The sequence below is a fragment of the Halonotius aquaticus genome, assembly GCF_003605575.1.
Classification (GTDB): Archaea; Halobacteriota; Halobacteria; order Halobacteriales; family Haloferacaceae; genus Halonotius; species Halonotius aquaticus.
Window position 1 is genome coordinate 195,387 of sequence record NZ_QKNY01000005.1, and the last position, 16,872, is coordinate 212,258.

Genomic DNA, 16,872 nt, shown 5'->3' on the forward strand with positions numbered 1-16,872 from the left:
CAGCAAAATCAAAGTGCCTATGGTCGTCTCGCTCGCTTGCTGAGACATGACTCACCTGAGCGTTGTTGGCTGCGGCAACATGGGGGGTGCCCTGCTGCAGGGCCTCGCCGAAAGCGGCGATCATACCCTCGTCGGCTGCGATATCGACGCTGATGCCCGCGCGTCAGTCGCCGACTACTGTGAGACGACCGACGACCTCGCGGTCGCCGCCGAGGCCGACTACGTCGTGTTGGCTGTCAAACCTGACTCGGTTGGCGACCTGCTGCCAGCCCTCGATCTCGACGCCGAGCAGACTCTGATTTCGATTGCAGCCGGCGTCTCCATCGACTACCTCGCCGATCTCACCGACGCGCAGATCGTCCGGCTGATGCCGAATCTCAACGCCGAAACCCGGAACATGGCCGCCGCGGTCACCGGCGCGGTCGACGATACGGTACGCGCGCTCCTCAATGAGGTCGGCGAGTACGCCGAGATCCAGGAGTCAGAAATGGATATCGCCACCGCGCTCAACGGCAGCGGCCCCGCCTTCGTCTTCTACCTTATCGGCGCGATGGCCGACGCTGGCGTCGACAGCGGCCTTGAGGCCGAGCAGGCCGAGACGCTGGCCGCCCAGACGTTCAAGGGTGCGGCCGAAACCGTCCTCCAGTCCGAGCAATCGATCGACGAGCTGATCGACGCCGTCTGCTCGGAGGGCGGGACGACCATCGAGGGGATGGAACTCCTGTGGGACAGCGATGTTGAAGAGGACGTGGGCGCGGCCGTCCACGCCGCCGAGGATCGCTCCCGGGAAATGGCCGCCGAATTCGCCGATGAGTGACGCTCCTGACGCTGGAGATGTCGATGACGACGCGGCCAACACCACCGCTCTCGACGCCGACGCCGTAACCGCCGCCCGCCAGCAGGCTGCCGCCGCCGACCGGGTCGTCGTCAAAGCCGGCACCAACTCCCTGACCGACGACGAATCAAATCTCTCGCTGTCGAAGCTTCACAAGCTCGTCGACGACATCACCGACCTCCGCGAGCGCGGCAAGCAGGTCGTCCTCGTCTCCTCGGGGGCTGTCGGAGCCGGGATCGGCCGGATCGGCTACGAAAGCGAGACGATCGAGGAATCCCAGGCGCTCTCGACGATCGGCCAAAGTCAGCTGATGACCGCCTACAGCGAGAGCTTCGCCCGCTACGACACGAAGGTCGCTCAGATCCTCCTCACCCAACACGATCTCGACAACCCGGATCGCTTCACCAATATTCGCAACACAATCGAGACCTTACTGGAGTGGGATGTGGTGCCGATCATCAACGAAAACGACGCCATCGCCACCGAGGAGCTCCGGATCGGCGACAACGATCGCCTCTCGTCGTCGGTTGCCATCGGTATCGACGGCGACCTGTTGGTGACGCTGACCGACGTGGGCGGCGTCTACACCGGCAACCCAAAAACCGACGACGATGCCGAGTTGATCGACGCTGTCGGCGCAAACTACGACCAGGTACAGACCATCGTCGACGAGAGCTCGACCGAGAGCTTCGGCGGCATTCAGACCAAAGTTGAGGGAGCTCGCCGCGTCAGCGAACATGGCACCCCGGCGGTCATCGCCGCTTCAACCGAGCCGGACGTGTTGGCGCAGATCGCCGATGGTGAAACCGTAGGAACGATATTTCTCCCGATCAACGGTGTTGACAATGAGTGATACCGACGCGACCGGCGACGCCGCCGGAGCGACCGACCAAGCCATCGACGCGAAAGTTGACGCCGCCGAGTCCGCCGCGCTCGATCTCGCTAACGTCGACGACGCCGACCGACAGGCCGCACTGCACGCCATCGCCGACGCTATCGACGACAACCGCGAAGCCATCCAATCGGCCAACGCCGAGGATGTCGAGGCCGCCGAGGAGCTGCTCGAAGCCGGCGAGTACACTCAGGCACTCGTCGACCGTCTCAAACTCTCGGATGCGAAACTCGACAGCATCGTCGAGATGGTTCGTAGTGTCGCCGGCCAGGACGACCCCCTCGGGGAGACGCTCGTCGCCCGCGAACTCGACGAGGATCTCGAACTCTACAAGCTCGCCGTCCCTATCGGCGTCGTCGGCACCGTTTTCGAGTCCCGCCCCGACGCACTCGTCCAGATCGCCGCCCTCGCATTAAAATCCGGCAATAGCGTGATGCTCAAAGGCGGCAGCGAGGCCAGCGAGTCGAACCGCGTCCTCTTCGAGTTGATCCGTGAGGCGACCGCCGACCACGACGCGATCCCCGACGGCTGGGCGCAACTCGTCGAGGCCCGCGCCGACGTGACCGCCATGCTCGACATGGACGAGTCGATCGACCTGCTGATGCCCCGCGGGAGTTCCTCCTTCGTCGAGTACGTTCAGGACAACACCTCGATCCCCGTTCTTGGCCACACTGAGGGGATCTGCCACATCTTCGTCGACCGCGAGGCCGACCTCGATATGGCCACTGAGGTCGCTTTCGACGCCAAGGTGCAGTACCCCGCGGTCTGCAACGCAGTCGAAACGCTGCTCGTCCACGAATCGGTCGCCGAGGCGTTCCTCCCGCAGATCACCAAACGCTACGCCGCAGCCGACGTGGAGATCCGCGGCGACGAGCGCACACGGGAGATCGTCGATGTCGCCGCAGCCAGCGAGGCCGACTGGGAAACCGAGTACGGCGACCTGATCGTCTCTGTGAAGGTCGTTGACTCACTCGATGACGCCCTCGATCACATCACCGAGTACGGCTCGAAACACACCGAGTCGATCATCACCGCCGATGCCGACCGCGCCGGTCGATTTATGCGAAGTCTCGACTCGGCGAGCGTCTTCCACAACGCCTCGACCCGTTTTTCCGACGGCTACCGGTTCGGCCTCGGCGCGGAGGTCGGCATCTCGACGGGGAAGATCCACGCCCGCGGCCCAGTCGGGCTGGAGGGGCTGACGACCTACAAATATCATCTCGAAGGCGACGGCCACCTCGTGGCGACTTACGCCGGCGACGACCCTCGCCCGTTCACCCACGAGGAGTTCGACGGTGAGTGGGTGCCCGGCGAGCTGTCGAACGAATAGTTGCGTTCGCAGCGACGCTATGCTTCGCGGAGCGTCACCTGTTCGGCTTCGATATCCTCGATAAACGCGCCCTCGCCGCCGACCGTGTAGGTCTCGCCGTCGGCATCGATCGTCAGACTCGCCTCGATCGGGAACTGGCTGTTCGCCGGCTCGATGAGCCCCTGTGTCACGCCGACGATCCGACACTCCAGATCAACCGGCTCGTTTGTCTCCGTCCACCGGCCTTCGATCCGGGCGGCCAGCGGCGTTTCGGTGCGACACCAGAGTGTCGCCTCGACGACAGCGATTCGGAAGTTCGTCTCCGTCAGTGGCAGGCTGGTCGGCTCGGTGACAGCGACCTCGGTACCGACGGGCCAGTAGTTGCCGAAAAAGGAGCCGACGATCACCGGGCCGAGTTGGGGATGGGAGAAAACGATCGCCTGCGTGTCGCTGTGGGTCGAGGTCAGCATCTCCGCGGGGGCGACCAGCCCGACCCGGTCGTCGGCGGTCACCATCGCCGGCATCGGCTCCCCCCAAATTCGGGTAATACTCGCCACCCCACAGCAATCCGCCGGCGGCTCGTCGGTTTCGGTGATCAACAGCGTCACCAACACGCCGCGGTCGACGGCGGCTCTGAGTTCGTCGGCGACGTCCGAGAGCCGCCCGATCGGAATCGACAGAGTGAGCTCCGACTCGCTGTCGGCGATGAGCCCCTGAATCCGTTTGAGCACGGTTTCCCGGCTCTTGACGACCTCGAACTGGTCGGTTGCGGGCTCGGCTCGCGTGTAGCGCGCTTCGAGGGCGGGCTTGATCGCCTCGGCGTCGGTGACCAGCTGGTTGACGACCGTCTCGGGCGGGCGCGCGCGGATGCGCGTCGGGACGACGTGATCGTTGACCTCGACGAAGCCGCGATCCGCGAGCGCCTCGCTGACGCTGTAGACGTAGCGTTTGGAGACGCCGGCGACATCGGCGATCGTACTCGCCTTTGCCTCGCCGTGGGCCAGAAGCGTGAGGTAGGTGTCGACCTCCTTTTCCGAGAAGCCGAACCGCCGAAGATGTGCCCGGAGGGTGGCGTCGTCCATACCGGTAGTGGCGGCGGCTCCTACTTAACAGTCAGTGGCTGGTACGATCGTCGAATCCGGCCGGCAGCCGTTCACGCTGCGACCGGCCGGCAGCCGCTCACGCTGTGGTTTGCCGACAGACGACCACGTCGTCAACGACAACGTAGTTGCCATTTCCATCGTCACGCGGATCATGGCGCTTCCGCAGTGGCTTCCCGGTTCGCAGATCAGTGTCGCCGACGGCGGTCGGCAGGCTGACCGTTGCCGGGATCTCTCCGAAGTTGAGCACGACGAGTAGCCGCTGGTCGCCGTTGTCGCGGGCGAAGGCGACGACGTGCTGTGGCTCGTCGGTGATTCGCAGGCTGTCGGCATCGTCGTCCGCTTTCGTCGTGTCGCTGTCACCGGTGTCGGCTGTCGTTGTGTCGTTGTCAGTATCGTCGACTGCATCCGAAGTCGATCCTGTCGTCATCGGGTCGGTCGTGGTGACGACGCCGACTGAGACGGGGTCGACTCCCCCGTCGTTCAACACCGGATACTCGTCTCGTAGCCGCGACAGCGATCGATGGAACTCGGTTAGTTCTGTGTCGCCGTCGTGCCATTTCATCGGGCCGCGGTCGGCGGTCATGCCACGTTCTTGGCCGTAGTAGATCAGGGGCGCGCCTGGGAGAGTGAACGTCGCTGCCGCTGCCGCTTGTAGGGCTGGCTCGCCACACTCGCCGAGATACCGGCTTTCGTCGTGGTTTTCGACGTATCGGAGGTGAACTGACGACTCGGGGAACCCCTGCCAGCGTACCGTCTCAAGGGCGTCAAAGATCGCCCGGGCTGGCTCCTCGTCGTTTCCGATCGCCCGCAGCGTTTCGTGGAGGGTGCTGTCGTAATGCATCGTAAACTCGGCTTCGTGGGCCTGTGGATCGTGGGGGATCGTCTCATCGAGCATGAGGAAGCCGGCGGGAACCCGCTCGGCGACCTCCTTCCAGAAGCCATGCGGAACGCCCCAGGCGATATCACACCGAAAGCCATCGACGAGGTCGGCCCATTCGTCGACGACATCGAGCATCCACTCTCGCACCGCCAGCGAGCCATAGTTGAGGTTCGGGATCCGCGACCAGTTGAAGTAAAACTCCGGGCTCCCGTCGCCGGCCCACGCGATGTCGGTGCTGTCGTCGTCGCGGGGCACCCGCACGTAGTGGTCGTCGTAGGCGTCGACGCCGGCCGAGTGGAGTTGAAACGCTGGATGGTCGCGGGAGGTGTGATTGATGACGAGATCAAACACGACCCGAATCCCGGCCTCGTGGCAGCGATCGACCAGTGATTCGAAGTCGGCACGGCTCCCCAAATCCGCTGCTGTGCTGAAGTAGTCGGTGATGTGGTAGCCGTGGTCGGTCGGGCTGGCGAGGATCGGCGTCAGCCACAGCATGTCGACGCCGAGGGAGTCGAGGTATTCGATCCGGCGCTCGATCTCGGCGAACGTCGTCTGTGGCGTTTCGCCGGCAAACGACCGCACGAAGATCTCATACACGGTCGGCGATTCGGCCCACGCTGGCGGCTCGGTTGGAGATCGAATCTCGAACTCGCCGCTCTCGGCACGCTGCACGTCGACCGTGTCGGCAACCGACTGTCGCTCGCCGACGGCGACCGCATGCACCCGGAGCCGGTCGCCGATGGCGTCGGCGGCAACGCGACAGGTTCGCCCATCGGTTTCGACGGCCGAATCCGAGATCGAATCGCGGTCGTCGACGACGAATCGCACTTCCAACTCCTCGTCGCTAACTTCGCTGTCGGGGGCGGCTGCTGGGTCGGCGGTGACGATGACTTGACCGTTTTTGTCGTCGACCGTCGCCGACAGCGCACAGCGTGGTCGCCCCGGGCCGGGGACGGTCACCGTATCGTGGATCTGTCGCCCGAAATCATCGTCGAGACAGAAGCCGTAGTGGTGGGTGCCGGGTGGCAACTCGACTTCGAGCACAAAGCGGTCGTCTGCGCGTCGCGGTCGGTTGGCACCGACGCGGTGGTCGTTGAACGGGCCGACGACCGAGACGCGATCGATCGCCGCCGGCTCGACCGGCAACTCGGTAAACGGCAGCGTCAACGCCATCTTGCTGCGGGCGTGCGGAAACGCCAGCACGCGCTGGCTGTGCGTCCCGTTCGGGCCCGCAAGTTCGAATCGGTAGGTGCCAGGCTGATCTGGCCTAACGGTAATGACCGGCTCGTTGCCGACGGTCACCCGACTCTCAGCCGGGGCGTCGATCAGTTGCCACGTGTAGTCAGCCGTTCGGTCGGGGTTCCAGGGGGCCAACTCGACGGCCTCGCCGACGGCGGTAAATCGCGGTGGCCCGATATCGTCCATATGACACCTCGGGGGGCCGAATCGTCTTGATTGTTGTCGTTTCAAAAAACGTGTGAACAACAAATACACCAAGAATTAATACGGGTGACCGCCTGAGAGTAGGTATGCAACTCCGTGACGCACTTGACGACTACAAGCGGTCGTCAGGTGACAGCACGCTCTTTGCCGGCGAGCGGCGGACGCTCTCCGGTCGGTTTTCCGGCGGTGACGGCCGGCTGGTACACATCGACGAGGGCGTGATCCGTGATTTCGGCTACCCGCTGTCAGGGCTGACCGGGCTGGAACGCTCCCGGTTCGGCCTCAGCCTCGGCGACGAGAAGTTCTGGTTCGACGAGGACGCCACCTCAACACAGACGTACTACGAGGACACCGGCCTCGTAAAAACCGTCCATGAGACGCCGATCGGCGAGGTGACCGAACTCGATCTGACGATCGGCAACGCCCACCTGACCCACTTCGAGACGGTCGCCGAACACGCCGAGATCATCGCCTATGTCTCGCTGGCCCCCGATGGCCGTCACAGCCGTCTCGGACAGCTCCACCACGAGGACGTGATCGAGGTCTACCACGAAACCGAACACGACTTTCTCGGGAGCGCGACCGGCTTCGCCGGCATCCGCGGCCAGATCCCGGCCTCCTTCGACGACCTGATCTCCGAGGAGCCAACCGAATACCCACGACCCCCACACGACGGCCGCTACGCTGAGGATCGCCTCAGCGGCGACTTGGTCTGTTGGCTCCCGCTGGATCACGGCAGCACGACGCTCATCACGCTGTTGACCGACTGGGAAGAGACCGACCGCGCTGACGCCCTCGCGCAGATGGAAACGTTCCGCACCGAGTACACCGATCGGGCAGCCTTCGAGGAGGCGGCCGCCGCGACCGCCCCGCTCGACGACACCGACGACCTCCCGCTGGATGAGTCGGTGTCGGCCGACGTACGCGTGCTCTCGCTGCTGACGGGCACCACGGGCCTCCGGATGGCTGGTCCGGACTTTGATCCGTACTATCGCCATTCAGGCGGCTACGGCTACACCTGGTTCCGCGACGACGCCGAGATCTCGCTGTTCGTCCTTGAGTCTGACCAGCATCTCGACCTCGGCCTGGAGGAGTGGCACGCCCGTAGCGCGCGAGCCTACTGTGAGACCCAACGCGCCGACGGCAGCTGGCCCCACCGCGTCTGGCCGCACAACGGCGCGCTTGCGCCCGGCTGGGCCAACGCCCGGCTGGAAGCCGGCGACGGCGTCGACTACCAGGCCGACCAGACCGGCAGCGTCATCGCCTTCCTTGCGAGCTACTACGAGTCGGGTATCGACGACCCAGACCTCGAAGCCCGCGTTGTCGACACGCTAGACGACGCCGTCGACAGCCTCGATGAAACCTTACTCGATGACGGCCGCCCGATGGTCTGTCAGAACGCCTGGGAGGATTCGATCGGTCGGTTCACGCATACGACCGCGACCTTCCTGGAGGCCTACAGCGCACTGGCGGCGACCGACCTCCCGATGGCCGACCACGCCCTCGACCAAGCGACCCGGGTCTATCACGCGATCGGCGACCTCTGGCTTGCGGATCGCGGGCTCTACGCGCTCAGAGAACACGGCGCGGGCGGGCTCGACCGCCGGGCGGATTCGGCGACCCTCGGCCTGATCGGCGCGCATCTGGCCTACGATCAGGTCGCCACCGTCGACGACGACCGGCTGGACAAACTCGACTCCCACGTCCACACCATGATCGAAGCCCTCTGGCACGACCCCGATGAAAGTGAGCTCGCGGGGTTGTATCGCTACGAGGGCGACGGCTGGCGACAGGGCGAGCAAGGCCACGAGAAGATCTGGACTGTTTCGACCGGCTGGGGGGCCAACGCTGCTGCCCAACTGGCCGCCCTGCTGGCCGACAACGATGACGACCGCGCGGTCGACGCCGCCTCACGGGCCCGGGAACTGCTCGAACTCGTCCTGCCGGGCGGCGTGCTCTGTGAGGACACCAGCTACCTCCCCGAGCAGTACTTCGATACCGGTGAGCCTGACAGCGCGACGCCGCTGGGATGGCCGCACGCGTTGCGGCTGGCGACGGTGTCGTTGATGGACGACCGTGGGATGCTGTATGCGGCCCACAAGGTCGTTGCCGACGATTGAGGTTTGACAAACGATCCCGGCCCGGTGTTTTTTACTGCCACCACGTAAGCAGTGCATATGAGCGGTGTCGAACTGACAGAGAGCGGCCTTGTCGTCGACCGTGAGCCGAACGGGTTCGACGAACTCGCAATCGCGTTCTCAGTGCTCGCCTCTCGACTCGATATCGACCACGTCTTCGTGGCGGGCTACGTTGCGATCCTCACCGGCCGCTCGCGGGCGACCGAGGACATCGATGTCTTTATGGAGCCCTGCTCGGAGTCCGAGATCGACGCCTTCGTCGATGAACTCGAAGCTGCCGACTACTGGGGGCCGGCGATGCCGCTCGCGGAAATGTACGACAACCTCTCCAGCGGGACGAACATCTGGGTCGCTCCCGATGGCGAGATGAGCCCGCGTCTCGAAGTGAAATTCCCCGGCGACGAGTTCGACCGGGCGTCGCTGTCGAACGCGATCTCGGCGACTATCGACGGTGAGACGATCCCGATCGGCCCGCTGGAGCTCCAGATCGCCTACAAGCTCGCGCTCGGCGGCCGTACCGATCTCGAAGACGCCGCTCACCTGTATACGCTGTTCGGGGAAACGCTTTCCACCGCACGGCTCGAAAAGTGGGTCGAGAAACTCGATACCGAGGACGAATATGCCCGACTCACCGACCTCTGAGGCCGACATGCCATCCCGCGAGCCACGGTTCGAGGCGGTCGTTCGCTGGGTCGAGTACATCCAAGACAATCCGCCCGAAGTGTGGGGCCCACAGCAGAACGCCGTCGTCGACGGGCAGATTGACAGCGCGGCCGCCGTCGAGCGAACACCCGAGGAGATCGGGCGGATTCAGGCGTTTGCTGACGACGTGCTTGACGAAGACGAACCGTGAGCGATACGCCAACGGCCACCGTTTCTTTTCTCAGCATGGCGTCACGCGAACAATAGCCGTATCCCGTGGGTCGGCAGTCATCGCAAGCGAGCCACCTGTGTCCCACTCGTTGCCAGTCCAGCAGTCACACACCCGATACCGACCAGTACCACCTGCCACGTCGACAGCGGACACATGCGTTGAAATATCACGCTCGGCGTCGCCGCGGTTATGGAACGCGACCGCAGCACCGCCGTCTGCCAGCCGTTTGCTCCACACCTCTGCGTCGCTGTCGCGTCGATCCGGCGTGCCCTGTATCCCGAGTGGATCTTGATCGATAGCGAGCAGTCGCTCGTTGGTCAGCAACTCGCGGTCGAACCTCGACAGCGACGTGAGATCGGTGCCGATCATGAGCGGCGCGGCCAACAGACACCAAAAGGCGAAATGCGTGCGTCGTTCGGCTTTGGTCAGCGGTCGCTGTACGTCGACAGGTTCGTGTTCGGACTGCCCCGACTGGGGGCCGTTGCCGATCTGTAGCATATCGGGATCGTTCCAACCGCCCGGGCCGTGCGCGGCCCCGGCGTCGATGTCGGCCATTCGGTCGAGGGCGTCTGCGATGCCGAGACCGAACTCATCGGGGTCGGCCCGCCATTTGGCGACGAGATCGTCGGTCGCTCGCCACAGGTGGCCGCCGACGTTGCGGCCCCACTTCCACGGCCGGTTTTCGCCCCACTCGCAGATGCTGTAGACGATCTCGCGGTCGACGCTTTCGAGGGCGTCGCCCATCGCGGCGTAGCGGTCGATGGCGTCGCGGCCGCGGTGGTCGCCGCAGTTGTCGTATTTGAGGTAGTCGATGCCCCACTCGGCAAACTGCTCGGCATGCAGGCGTTCGCGGCCGAGACTGGCTGGGTAGCCTTGGCAGGTCTTGGTGCCAGCCGACGTGTAGAGGCCGAATTTGAGCCCCCGCTCGTGGACGTAGTCAGCAAGGGCGGCCATCCCATTTGGAAAATCCGCCGACGGCAGTAGTCGGCCCTCGCTGTCGGTCTCGGTGGCCATCCAGCAGTCGTCGACGACGATGTACTCGTACCCCGCCTCGCGCAGGCCGGTGTCAACGAGGGCGTCGGCCGCGGTGCGGATGTCGGCCTCCGTTACGTCGCAGCTAAAGGCGTTCCAGGAGTTCCAGCCCATCGGCGGCGTCCGGCCGAGTTGGCGGGGGCGATCGTCAGTCATTGCAGAATCCTTACTCGATCGACTGCCCCGCAGTCGTCGCCTTATTGGGTTCAGTTGTCGTTGCTGTGTCACCCTGCCGTTCAACCTCAGCCAGCGTCGCCGTCGCCGTTGCCAGCAGGCCGGTACCGATAATAAGGAGCCCAAGCGCGAGGCGGAGTTCCGCCGAGATCGGCAGCGACGGACTCACCCCGATGAGGGCCGCCAGATTGATTCCTGCGACTCCAAGGCCGATCCACCGTGCACTACGCCAGTTAGTCACGCCTGTCGACGATGGGTGGTGTCTGGCTGACCGAGCAGTGAGCGCGAGTCCGACACCCCACACAAGCCCGCTGACAGCAGCGAGTATCGGGTCGCCGACGAGCCAGTAGCAACCGCTGCCGACGACCAGCCCTGTCGCCCCGCCGAGGAGCCACTGTAGCGACGAACGCATTATCGAATCAACTACTGCAGCAGGTAAAATAGTGTCCGCTACCGGTCGCAAGCCGGGAGTCTACCGCTCCTCAAGCGGCACGAACTCGGCGTCGCGGTCGCCGGTGTACTGTGCTCGCGGGCGGATCAGGCGGTTGTCCTCCCACTGCTCTAAGACGTGGGCGATCCAGCCACCCGAGCGGGCGACCGCAAAGATGGGGGTGTAGAGATCGATCGGGATGCCCATCTGGTAGTAGGTCGTCGCCGAGTAGAAGTCGACGTTCGGCGCGAGGCCCTTCTCTTCGCTGATGTAGTCCTCGATGGCGACCGACATCTCGTACCATTTGGTGTCGCCGGCGGCCTCGCCGAGGGCTTCGCTCTCCTCGCCGAGGATCTTCGCGCGCGGGTCTTTGACGTTGTAGACTCGGTGCCCGAACCCGGCGATGCGCTCGCCACGGTCGATGGCGTCTTTGACCCACTCGACGGGATCGAGTTCGTCGTCATCGATCGCCTGCAGCATGCGCATCACGTCGGCGTTCGCGCCGCCGTGCAAACTGCCCGAGAGCGTGCCAATCGCGGAAGTGACCGCGCTGTGGAGGTCGGCCAGCGTTGAGGCGGTCACCATCGCGGCGAACGTTGAGGCGTTGAGGCCGTGGTCGGCGTGGAGGACGAGCGCCATATCAAACGTCTCTGCGAGTACGTCATCTGGCTCCTCGTTGTTGAGCATATAGAGGAAGTTTGCGGCGTGGCTCAGATCCTCTCGGGGGGCGACGGGCTCGTTGCCGTTGCGGAGCCGGTTGTAGGCCGCCAGCGCGGTCGGCATCTTCGCGGTGATCCGGCGACTCTTGCGGTTGTTGGCTTCGGTATCGTCGAAATCGGCGTCAGCGTCGGGATCGGCGGCCGACAGCGCGGAGGTGATCGTCCGGAGGGCGGCCATCGGCTCTTCGCCGCTGGCGGCGAGTTCTCGGATGATATCGAGGACGCCGTCGTCGAGTTCGCGGGCAGCGGCCATCTGCTGGCTGAACTCGGCAAGTTCGGCCTCGGTTGGGAGTTCGTCGTGCCACAGCAGATACAGCGTCTCCTCGTAGCTGGCCTCGCGGGCGAGCTCCTCGATGGCGTAGCCGCGGTAGATCAACTCGCCGGCGTCACCGTCGATATAGCTCAGATCGGATTCGGCGACGACCACGCCTTCGAGTCCCCGCTTCAGCTCGGTAGACATGTACTCTCTTTCTCAGTAGCCTCAAAAAAGCGTTATCGTTTCCGTAGCAGTTACGCGAGTGTAACCCTACCGACTTTTGCCGATAAAAACTGGACGTATTCCAGCACGGAGCCGCGGCTTCCTATAAGCGGCCGCCAACCTGGGGCTACCGTAAGCGCCGATCTGGTGGGTCTACGCCGGGATCACTGTGATCTGTTGTTTCCGGTCGATGGCGTCCTCCAGTTCCTCGGCGATCGCTGACCCCCGGGAGATCTGGATGTCGCCGCCGCTGCTGACCGTCGCGGTAAACAGATACTCGTCGTCGGCCCGCACCTCGACGGTTTCGCCGACGTGGCCGTCCATCCGGATCACGACGTGGCGGGCGGTGATCTCGGGTTGGACGATCTCGCCGGCTGGTTCAGCCTCGACGCCGCCGCCACCGCTGCCGTTGGTTGCGGCACCCCCGGCATCGGGATTGTCCTCGTGGGTGCGGACGTCGATGTCGATGCCGAGGCGATCCTCAATGTCGCTGATTCGGCCGCCACCTTTGCCGATCACATAGGAGATGTCGCTTTCCTCAACGTAGACGATGGCGTTGTTTTGGCCGGTCAACTCGACGCTGACGTGGCCACGGGCGACCGAGCGGATCTCCCGTTCGATCTCCTGTTTGGCGATGCGGTCGACGCCGGTGTCGCTGCCCGCCTCGTCGTCGAGTGGCACCGTGATGACCTGGCGGTTGAACGTGTAGATCTCGTAGGCCGGAGTGCCGGTCTCGAAGTCGGCTACCTGAATTACCGGGCGTGCGAGATCTTCGGCGGTCAGCCCTTCGGGAACCTTCACCTCTGTTGTCACGTCGTAGACGGTATGCACTTCGCCGGCTTCGATGTAGACGACGGTGTCGACGACCTGTGGGATCATCCCGAGTTCGACCCGGCCGACGAGCCGCTGGAGGGCGTCGATTGCGCGCGTCGCGTGGACGACGCCGACCATGCCAACACCCGCGAGCCGCATGTCGGCGAACACGTCGAAGTCCTCGGTCTTGCGAACTTCGTCGTAGATGGTGTAGTCGGGACGGACGAGCAGCAGCGAGTCCGCGGTCGTCGCCATGTCGCCGCCGAGGGCGGTGTACTGGGTGATGTCGTCGCCGACCTGGAGGTCACGCGGTTTCTCCATCGTCTTCACCGCGTAGTCGTTGTCGGTGAGGAACTCCGCGACCGCCTGGGCGAACGTCGATTTCCCCGCGCCCGGCGACCCGGAGATGAGCACACCGCGCTCCTGTTCGAGCAGTCGCTCTCGGAGGCGGTCGTCGAAGACGTAGTCGTCCAGCGTCGTTTTGGCGATCGGTCGGACGGCCGTGATCTCGATCCCATCGGAGAACGGCGGGCGGGCGACGGCGATCCGATAATCCTCGTACTGGATGATCGTCATCCCAGGCTCGGAGAGTTCGACGAACCCGTCGCTGCTGCTGCGGGCGAGGGATTCGATCTCGTCGGCCCACTCGTCCATCTGGGCCTCGGTGCTGACCGTCTCGTCGATGGTCTTGTAGCTCATCCCGTCGAGCGCGCCGCGTTTGGCCTTCGGTTTGGTACCGGTTTTGAGGTGGACGCTCATCGTCTCGTCGCCGAAGAACTCGACGATCGGCAACTCCCCGTCGCTGTCGATTTCGGGCTCGACATAGGTTACGTCGATGCCTTTGGCCTTCGCCACCTCAGATTGGACAATATCGCTGGACAGCAAGGTGGCGTCGTTGTCGGCGGCCACATCGCGAATGATCGCGTCGACCTCGCCTTCGCTGGCGGCCGCCTGTTCGCCCTCGCTGGCCCGCCGGCCAACATATCGAAGCTCGATCGTTCCCGCATCAGCCAGCGCAGCGAGCCGCTGGAGTTCTTCGAGCCCGCTCCAGCCGCTATCGTAGCCAGCGTTGGCCTGGGATTCGAGTTCGCCAACCACGGCCTCCGGGATCAACACTGTCTGCCCGTCGCTGTCGTCGATTCGCTCGGACACACGACCGTCGATCACCGCGCTCGTGTCCGGCACTAGAGTCATAGAAGTCCTTACTCCGGGCGCACGCATAAGGGTGATGCGTGGCGATGATCGGTTTCGCTGAAGCCGGTGGTCACCCCTACTGATCTCCCGTATCGGGTGGCGGTTGGCATCGCTTCAGTACCGTGCTCTCACCAGAAAAATTAAAATTTTTACATTAAAAGATAGCATTACTGAAATACATTAATAATTTATACTAACTGCTAAAATCGGCAGACGAAAGCTGATTCAATCGTATTCTTTTGCGTAGATTATCTTGGATGATAATTTGAGCGCGGTGTTTATATCTATCCTCTCACTTGTCTCTATTAGCGTCAGGCCGTTCCGGGCAGACGCACACTAACCCATGTTCGAAACAGAATCCAGAGGTCAGGTGGGGATTGGAACGCTCATCGTGTTCATCGCGATGGTCTTAGTCGCCGCGATCGCCGCGGGCGTCCTCATCAACACCGCCGGCCTCCTGCAGGCACAAGCACAGCAAACTGGTGAAGAAACAACCGCAGAAGTCAGTGATGTCATCCAAGTCGGTGAAGTGGTCGGCTATTCCAATGGAACTGGCGTCATCAACGAACTCAATGCATCGCTCGGGCTAGCATCTGGTTCCGATCCGATTAACGTGAGCCAGGTGTCGTACACTGTCTCCAGTCCCACAGGAAGTGCGACCGTGATCAACGGAGATAATACGAGCAACAGCAACGTGATCACGCACTACCAAATTCAAGGTATGGAACCAAGTGACGGATCAGTGCTTAAAGATCAAGAAGATCTGCTGATCTCACAAATCGATCTTAACGCCTCAAACAACATCCAGGGCCTTACCGAATCAGAAACGGTGAAACTCATCGTCCAAGCTCCGGCCGGTGGACAGACCTACAAGGAGCTGAAGACGCCGCGGAACATCGAAGACAACTCCAGCTACATCCTCTAAGCAGGCTTCTCTCTCTTTCTGCTGTTTAACCAACTACCCGACCTAGCTCTGACTTTCCTTTTCGCTTATTTATACCCTTATTTCCGTCAGTAGAACTTTCACTGTCGCTACGTCAGTCTGTGTATGACTCGTGAGGCAGTCGTCTCGCTTACCACCTCGCTCGTCGAGATCCCAAGCCACACCGATGAGACTGCTGCCGGCGATTTTATCGCCCATTGGCTCCGTGACGAAACAGCCGCGACCGTCCGTCGTGACGACGCCGGCAACGTGATAGCCTGCCGCCAGTCAGGTGATTCATCACCGAACACCTCCCTCGCCTTTGTCGGCCACCACGACGTTGTCCCACCAGCCGACGACCAACTCGACGCTGACGGTGGGTACCGCAGCGAGCGTCGTGATGGCCGGCTCTATGGCCGTGGCACCGCCGATATGAAAGGTACGCTGGCGGCCGCACTGCTCGCCTTTCGGGATGCTGAGCCCGCAACCGAACTCGTCTTTGCGAGCTTTGTCGGCGAGGAACAGGGCGGGATCGGCGCGCAGGCAGCGATCGAGGATGGGTTCGCGCCCGATACCGCCATCGTCACCGAGGGCTCAACGGGCTACTCCGCGGCCGGTGTCACCGATGTCGCGATCGCCCACAAGGGCCGCCGCGGGAGCACGCTCACCGCAAGCGGTACCGCGGGCCACGCCAGCCGCCCTGATGACGCCGAAAACGCGGTCTACCGCGCCTGCGATGCGGTCGATACCGTTCGCTCACTTGAGGCACCTGAAACGACGGTGCTCGGCAACGAACTCTCTGGGAGCGTCGCCGTCACCGAGATCGACGGCGGCTCGGCGTGGAACGTGATCCCCGAGCGGTGTACCGTCACGGTCGACGAGCGAACCGTGCCCGGTGAGCGTGCCGACCTCGCGGCGGCCGAATCGATCGCGGGCGTCGAGTGGACGGTCGACCAAGACTTGCCGCCGATGGCCTGTGACGATCCGGCGTTTGCCGACCGCGTCCTCACGGCGGCCGACGCCGTCCAGCCGGGCGAGCCTCAGCAGGTCGTCAAACCACATGCGACCGACGCGGGCTGGCTGGCGAACGCTGGCACCGACTGCGTTGTTTGTGGGGCGGCCGAACCTGGCGAGGCACACACAGCGACCGAGAGCGTCTCGATCGACGTGCTTGAGCGGTGTTACGAGCTGTACCGACAGGTGGCCGAGACGCCACCGTAGCCAACCGCTCTCAGCAGTGCGTTGATACGACCGTAGCCGCAACAGCAGGTATGGTAACTGACGCAACGCAGGCTGAGCCCCCAGCGGCGTATACTGCACTGCTTGATGAGATCAACCGGTACAACGCCGTCGAGAGTGCGACCGAGGTGCTCTCGTGGGATCAACAGGTGATGATGCCCGAGGGCGGAACCCCGGCCCGCTCGACGCAGCTTTCGACGCTGTCGTCGATCAGCCACGAGCTGTTGGTCGATGGTGACGTTGGCAACCATCTTGACGAGCTTGACGACGCATCGCTCACCCCCGAACAGCAGGCTGTTGTCCGTGAGATCCGTCGTGAATACGTCCGGGCTGCCCGCGTGCCGCGTGATCTCATCGAGGAGATCTCGACGGCGACCACCGAAGCCCTCGGCGCCTG

General features: G+C 63.6%; 14 protein-coding genes and 1 pseudogene. 9 read left to right on the forward strand and 6 right to left on the reverse strand.

Features of this window, described 5'->3' with window-relative positions; translation table 11 throughout:
- Positions 1–46 precede the first annotated feature (46 nt).
- From proC to DM826_RS04110, 3 genes are read left to right on the forward strand one after another with little or no spacing between them, the layout of a single operon-like run.
- Positions 47–817: a pyrroline-5-carboxylate reductase gene (gene proC, locus DM826_RS04100; protein ID WP_120101760.1), complete on the forward strand. Its 771-nt coding sequence runs from the start codon at positions 47–49 to the stop codon at positions 815–817.
- A complete protein-coding gene (gene proB / locus DM826_RS04105) occupies positions 810–1,688 on the forward strand; it encodes a glutamate 5-kinase (RefSeq protein WP_120101762.1) in 879 nt (292 codons plus the stop codon). The genes proC and proB overlap by 8 nt, the downstream gene beginning before the upstream one ends.
- Positions 1,681–3,057, forward strand: a complete 1,377-nt coding sequence (locus tag DM826_RS04110) for a glutamate-5-semialdehyde dehydrogenase (RefSeq protein ID WP_120101764.1) — start codon at positions 1,681–1,683, stop codon at positions 3,055–3,057. The genes proB and DM826_RS04110 overlap by 8 nt, the downstream gene beginning before the upstream one ends.
- Before the next feature lie 17 nt (positions 3,058–3,074).
- Here the strand turns inward: DM826_RS04110 and DM826_RS04115 are convergent, their stop codons facing one another.
- On the reverse strand, positions 3,075–4,118 hold the full coding sequence (locus DM826_RS04115; RefSeq protein WP_120101766.1) for a TrmB family transcriptional regulator: 1,044 nt from the start codon (positions 4,116–4,118) through the stop codon (positions 3,075–3,077).
- A 97-nt stretch (positions 4,119–4,215) separates the two neighbouring features.
- Positions 4,216–6,444, reverse strand: coding sequence for an alpha-amylase family glycosyl hydrolase (locus DM826_RS04120; protein WP_120101768.1), 2,229 nt, complete (start codon positions 6,442–6,444; stop codon positions 4,216–4,218).
- 104 nt (positions 6,445–6,548) lie between these two features.
- On the opposite strand from DM826_RS04120, the gene DM826_RS04125 reads away from it, so the two are divergent.
- Genes DM826_RS04125 through DM826_RS04135 form a run of 3 tightly spaced genes read left to right on the forward strand, consistent with a single transcriptional unit; the run spans position 6,549 to position 9,453 of the window.
- Positions 6,549–8,582 carry a glycoside hydrolase family 15 protein gene (locus DM826_RS04125; RefSeq protein WP_120101770.1) on the forward strand — a complete coding sequence of 678 codons (2,034 nt, stop codon included), beginning with the start codon at positions 6,549–6,551 and terminating at the stop codon, positions 8,580–8,582.
- 57 nt (positions 8,583–8,639) lie between these two features.
- The gene (locus DM826_RS04130) at positions 8,640–9,242 is read left to right on the forward strand and encodes a hypothetical protein (RefSeq protein ID WP_120101772.1); all 603 of its coding nucleotides are present in this window, start codon (positions 8,640–8,642) and stop codon (positions 9,240–9,242) included.
- Positions 9,220–9,453: a hypothetical protein gene (locus DM826_RS04135; RefSeq protein ID WP_120101774.1), complete on the forward strand. Its 234-nt coding sequence runs from the start codon at positions 9,220–9,222 to the stop codon at positions 9,451–9,453. The genes DM826_RS04130 and DM826_RS04135 overlap by 23 nt, the downstream gene beginning before the upstream one ends.
- 30 nt (positions 9,454–9,483) lie before the next feature.
- On the opposite strand, the gene DM826_RS04140 is transcribed toward DM826_RS04135, so the two are convergent.
- From DM826_RS04140 to DM826_RS04155, 4 genes are all read right to left on the reverse strand, one after another.
- A complete protein-coding gene (locus tag DM826_RS04140; RefSeq protein ID WP_120101776.1) occupies positions 9,484–10,662 on the reverse strand; it encodes a glycoside hydrolase family 27 protein in 1,179 nt (392 codons plus the stop codon).
- Between the two features lie 10 nt (positions 10,663–10,672).
- The gene (locus DM826_RS04145) at positions 10,673–11,092 is read right to left on the reverse strand and encodes a sterol desaturase (protein ID WP_120101779.1); all 420 of its coding nucleotides are present in this window, start codon (positions 11,090–11,092) and stop codon (positions 10,673–10,675) included.
- A gap of 60 nt (positions 11,093–11,152) precedes the next feature.
- Complete coding sequence (gene citZ, locus DM826_RS04150; RefSeq protein WP_120101781.1) at positions 11,153–12,289, reverse strand: citrate synthase; 1,137 nt, start codon at positions 12,287–12,289, stop codon at positions 11,153–11,155.
- 171 nt (positions 12,290–12,460) lie between these two features.
- The gene (locus tag DM826_RS04155) at positions 12,461–14,314 is read right to left on the reverse strand and encodes a PINc/VapC family ATPase (protein WP_120101782.1); all 1,854 of its coding nucleotides are present in this window, start codon (positions 14,312–14,314) and stop codon (positions 12,461–12,463) included.
- A 343-nt stretch (positions 14,315–14,657) separates the two neighbouring features.
- On the opposite strand from DM826_RS04155, the gene DM826_RS04160 reads away from it, so the two are divergent.
- The 3 genes and pseudogenes from DM826_RS04160 to DM826_RS04170 all read left to right on the forward strand — a co-directional run.
- On the forward strand, positions 14,658–15,239 hold the full coding sequence (locus DM826_RS04160) for an archaellin/type IV pilin N-terminal domain-containing protein (RefSeq protein WP_120101784.1): 582 nt from the start codon (positions 14,658–14,660) through the stop codon (positions 15,237–15,239).
- Positions 15,240–15,362: 123 nt separating this feature from the next.
- The gene (locus tag DM826_RS04165) at positions 15,363–16,457 is read left to right on the forward strand and encodes a M20 family metallopeptidase (protein ID WP_120101786.1); all 1,095 of its coding nucleotides are present in this window, start codon (positions 15,363–15,365) and stop codon (positions 16,455–16,457) included.
- A gap of 50 nt (positions 16,458–16,507) precedes the next feature.
- Positions 16,508–16,872, forward strand: a pseudogene (locus DM826_RS04170) (carboxypeptidase M32); the annotation flags it as partial.

Bases quoted from the DNA above. Each gene is read 5' to 3' on its own strand.
- DM826_RS04125 (WP_120101770.1), top strand. From the start codon at position 6,549: ATGCAACTCCGTGACGCACTTGACGACTACAAGCGGTCGTCAGGTGAC.
- DM826_RS04130 (WP_120101772.1), top strand. From the start codon at position 8,640: ATGAGCGGTGTCGAACTGACAGAGAGCGGCCTTGTCGTCGACCGTGAG.
- DM826_RS04115 (WP_120101766.1), bottom strand. From the start codon at position 4,118: ATGGACGACGCCACCCTCCGGGCACATCTTCGGCGGTTCGGCTTCTCG.
- DM826_RS04110 (WP_120101764.1), top strand. From the start codon at position 1,681: ATGAGTGATACCGACGCGACCGGCGACGCCGCCGGAGCGACCGACCAA.
- DM826_RS04140 (WP_120101776.1), bottom strand. From the start codon at position 10,662: ATGACTGACGATCGCCCCCGCCAACTCGGCCGGACGCCGCCGATGGGC.
- DM826_RS04120 (WP_120101768.1), bottom strand. From the start codon at position 6,444: ATGGACGATATCGGGCCACCGCGATTTACCGCCGTCGGCGAGGCCGTC.
- citZ (WP_120101781.1), bottom strand. From the start codon at position 12,289: ATGTCTACCGAGCTGAAGCGGGGACTCGAAGGCGTGGTCGTCGCCGAA.
- DM826_RS04160 (WP_120101784.1), top strand. From the start codon at position 14,658: ATGTTCGAAACAGAATCCAGAGGTCAGGTGGGGATTGGAACGCTCATC.
- proB (WP_120101762.1), top strand. From the start codon at position 810: ATGAGTGACGCTCCTGACGCTGGAGATGTCGATGACGACGCGGCCAAC.
- DM826_RS04145 (WP_120101779.1), bottom strand. From the start codon at position 11,092: ATGCGTTCGTCGCTACAGTGGCTCCTCGGCGGGGCGACAGGGCTGGTC.
- DM826_RS04135 (WP_120101774.1), top strand. From the start codon at position 9,220: ATGCCCGACTCACCGACCTCTGAGGCCGACATGCCATCCCGCGAGCCA.
- DM826_RS04165 (WP_120101786.1), top strand. From the start codon at position 15,363: ATGACTCGTGAGGCAGTCGTCTCGCTTACCACCTCGCTCGTCGAGATC.
- proC (WP_120101760.1), top strand. From the start codon at position 47: ATGACTCACCTGAGCGTTGTTGGCTGCGGCAACATGGGGGGTGCCCTG.
- DM826_RS04155 (WP_120101782.1), bottom strand. From the start codon at position 14,314: ATGACTCTAGTGCCGGACACGAGCGCGGTGATCGACGGTCGTGTGTCC.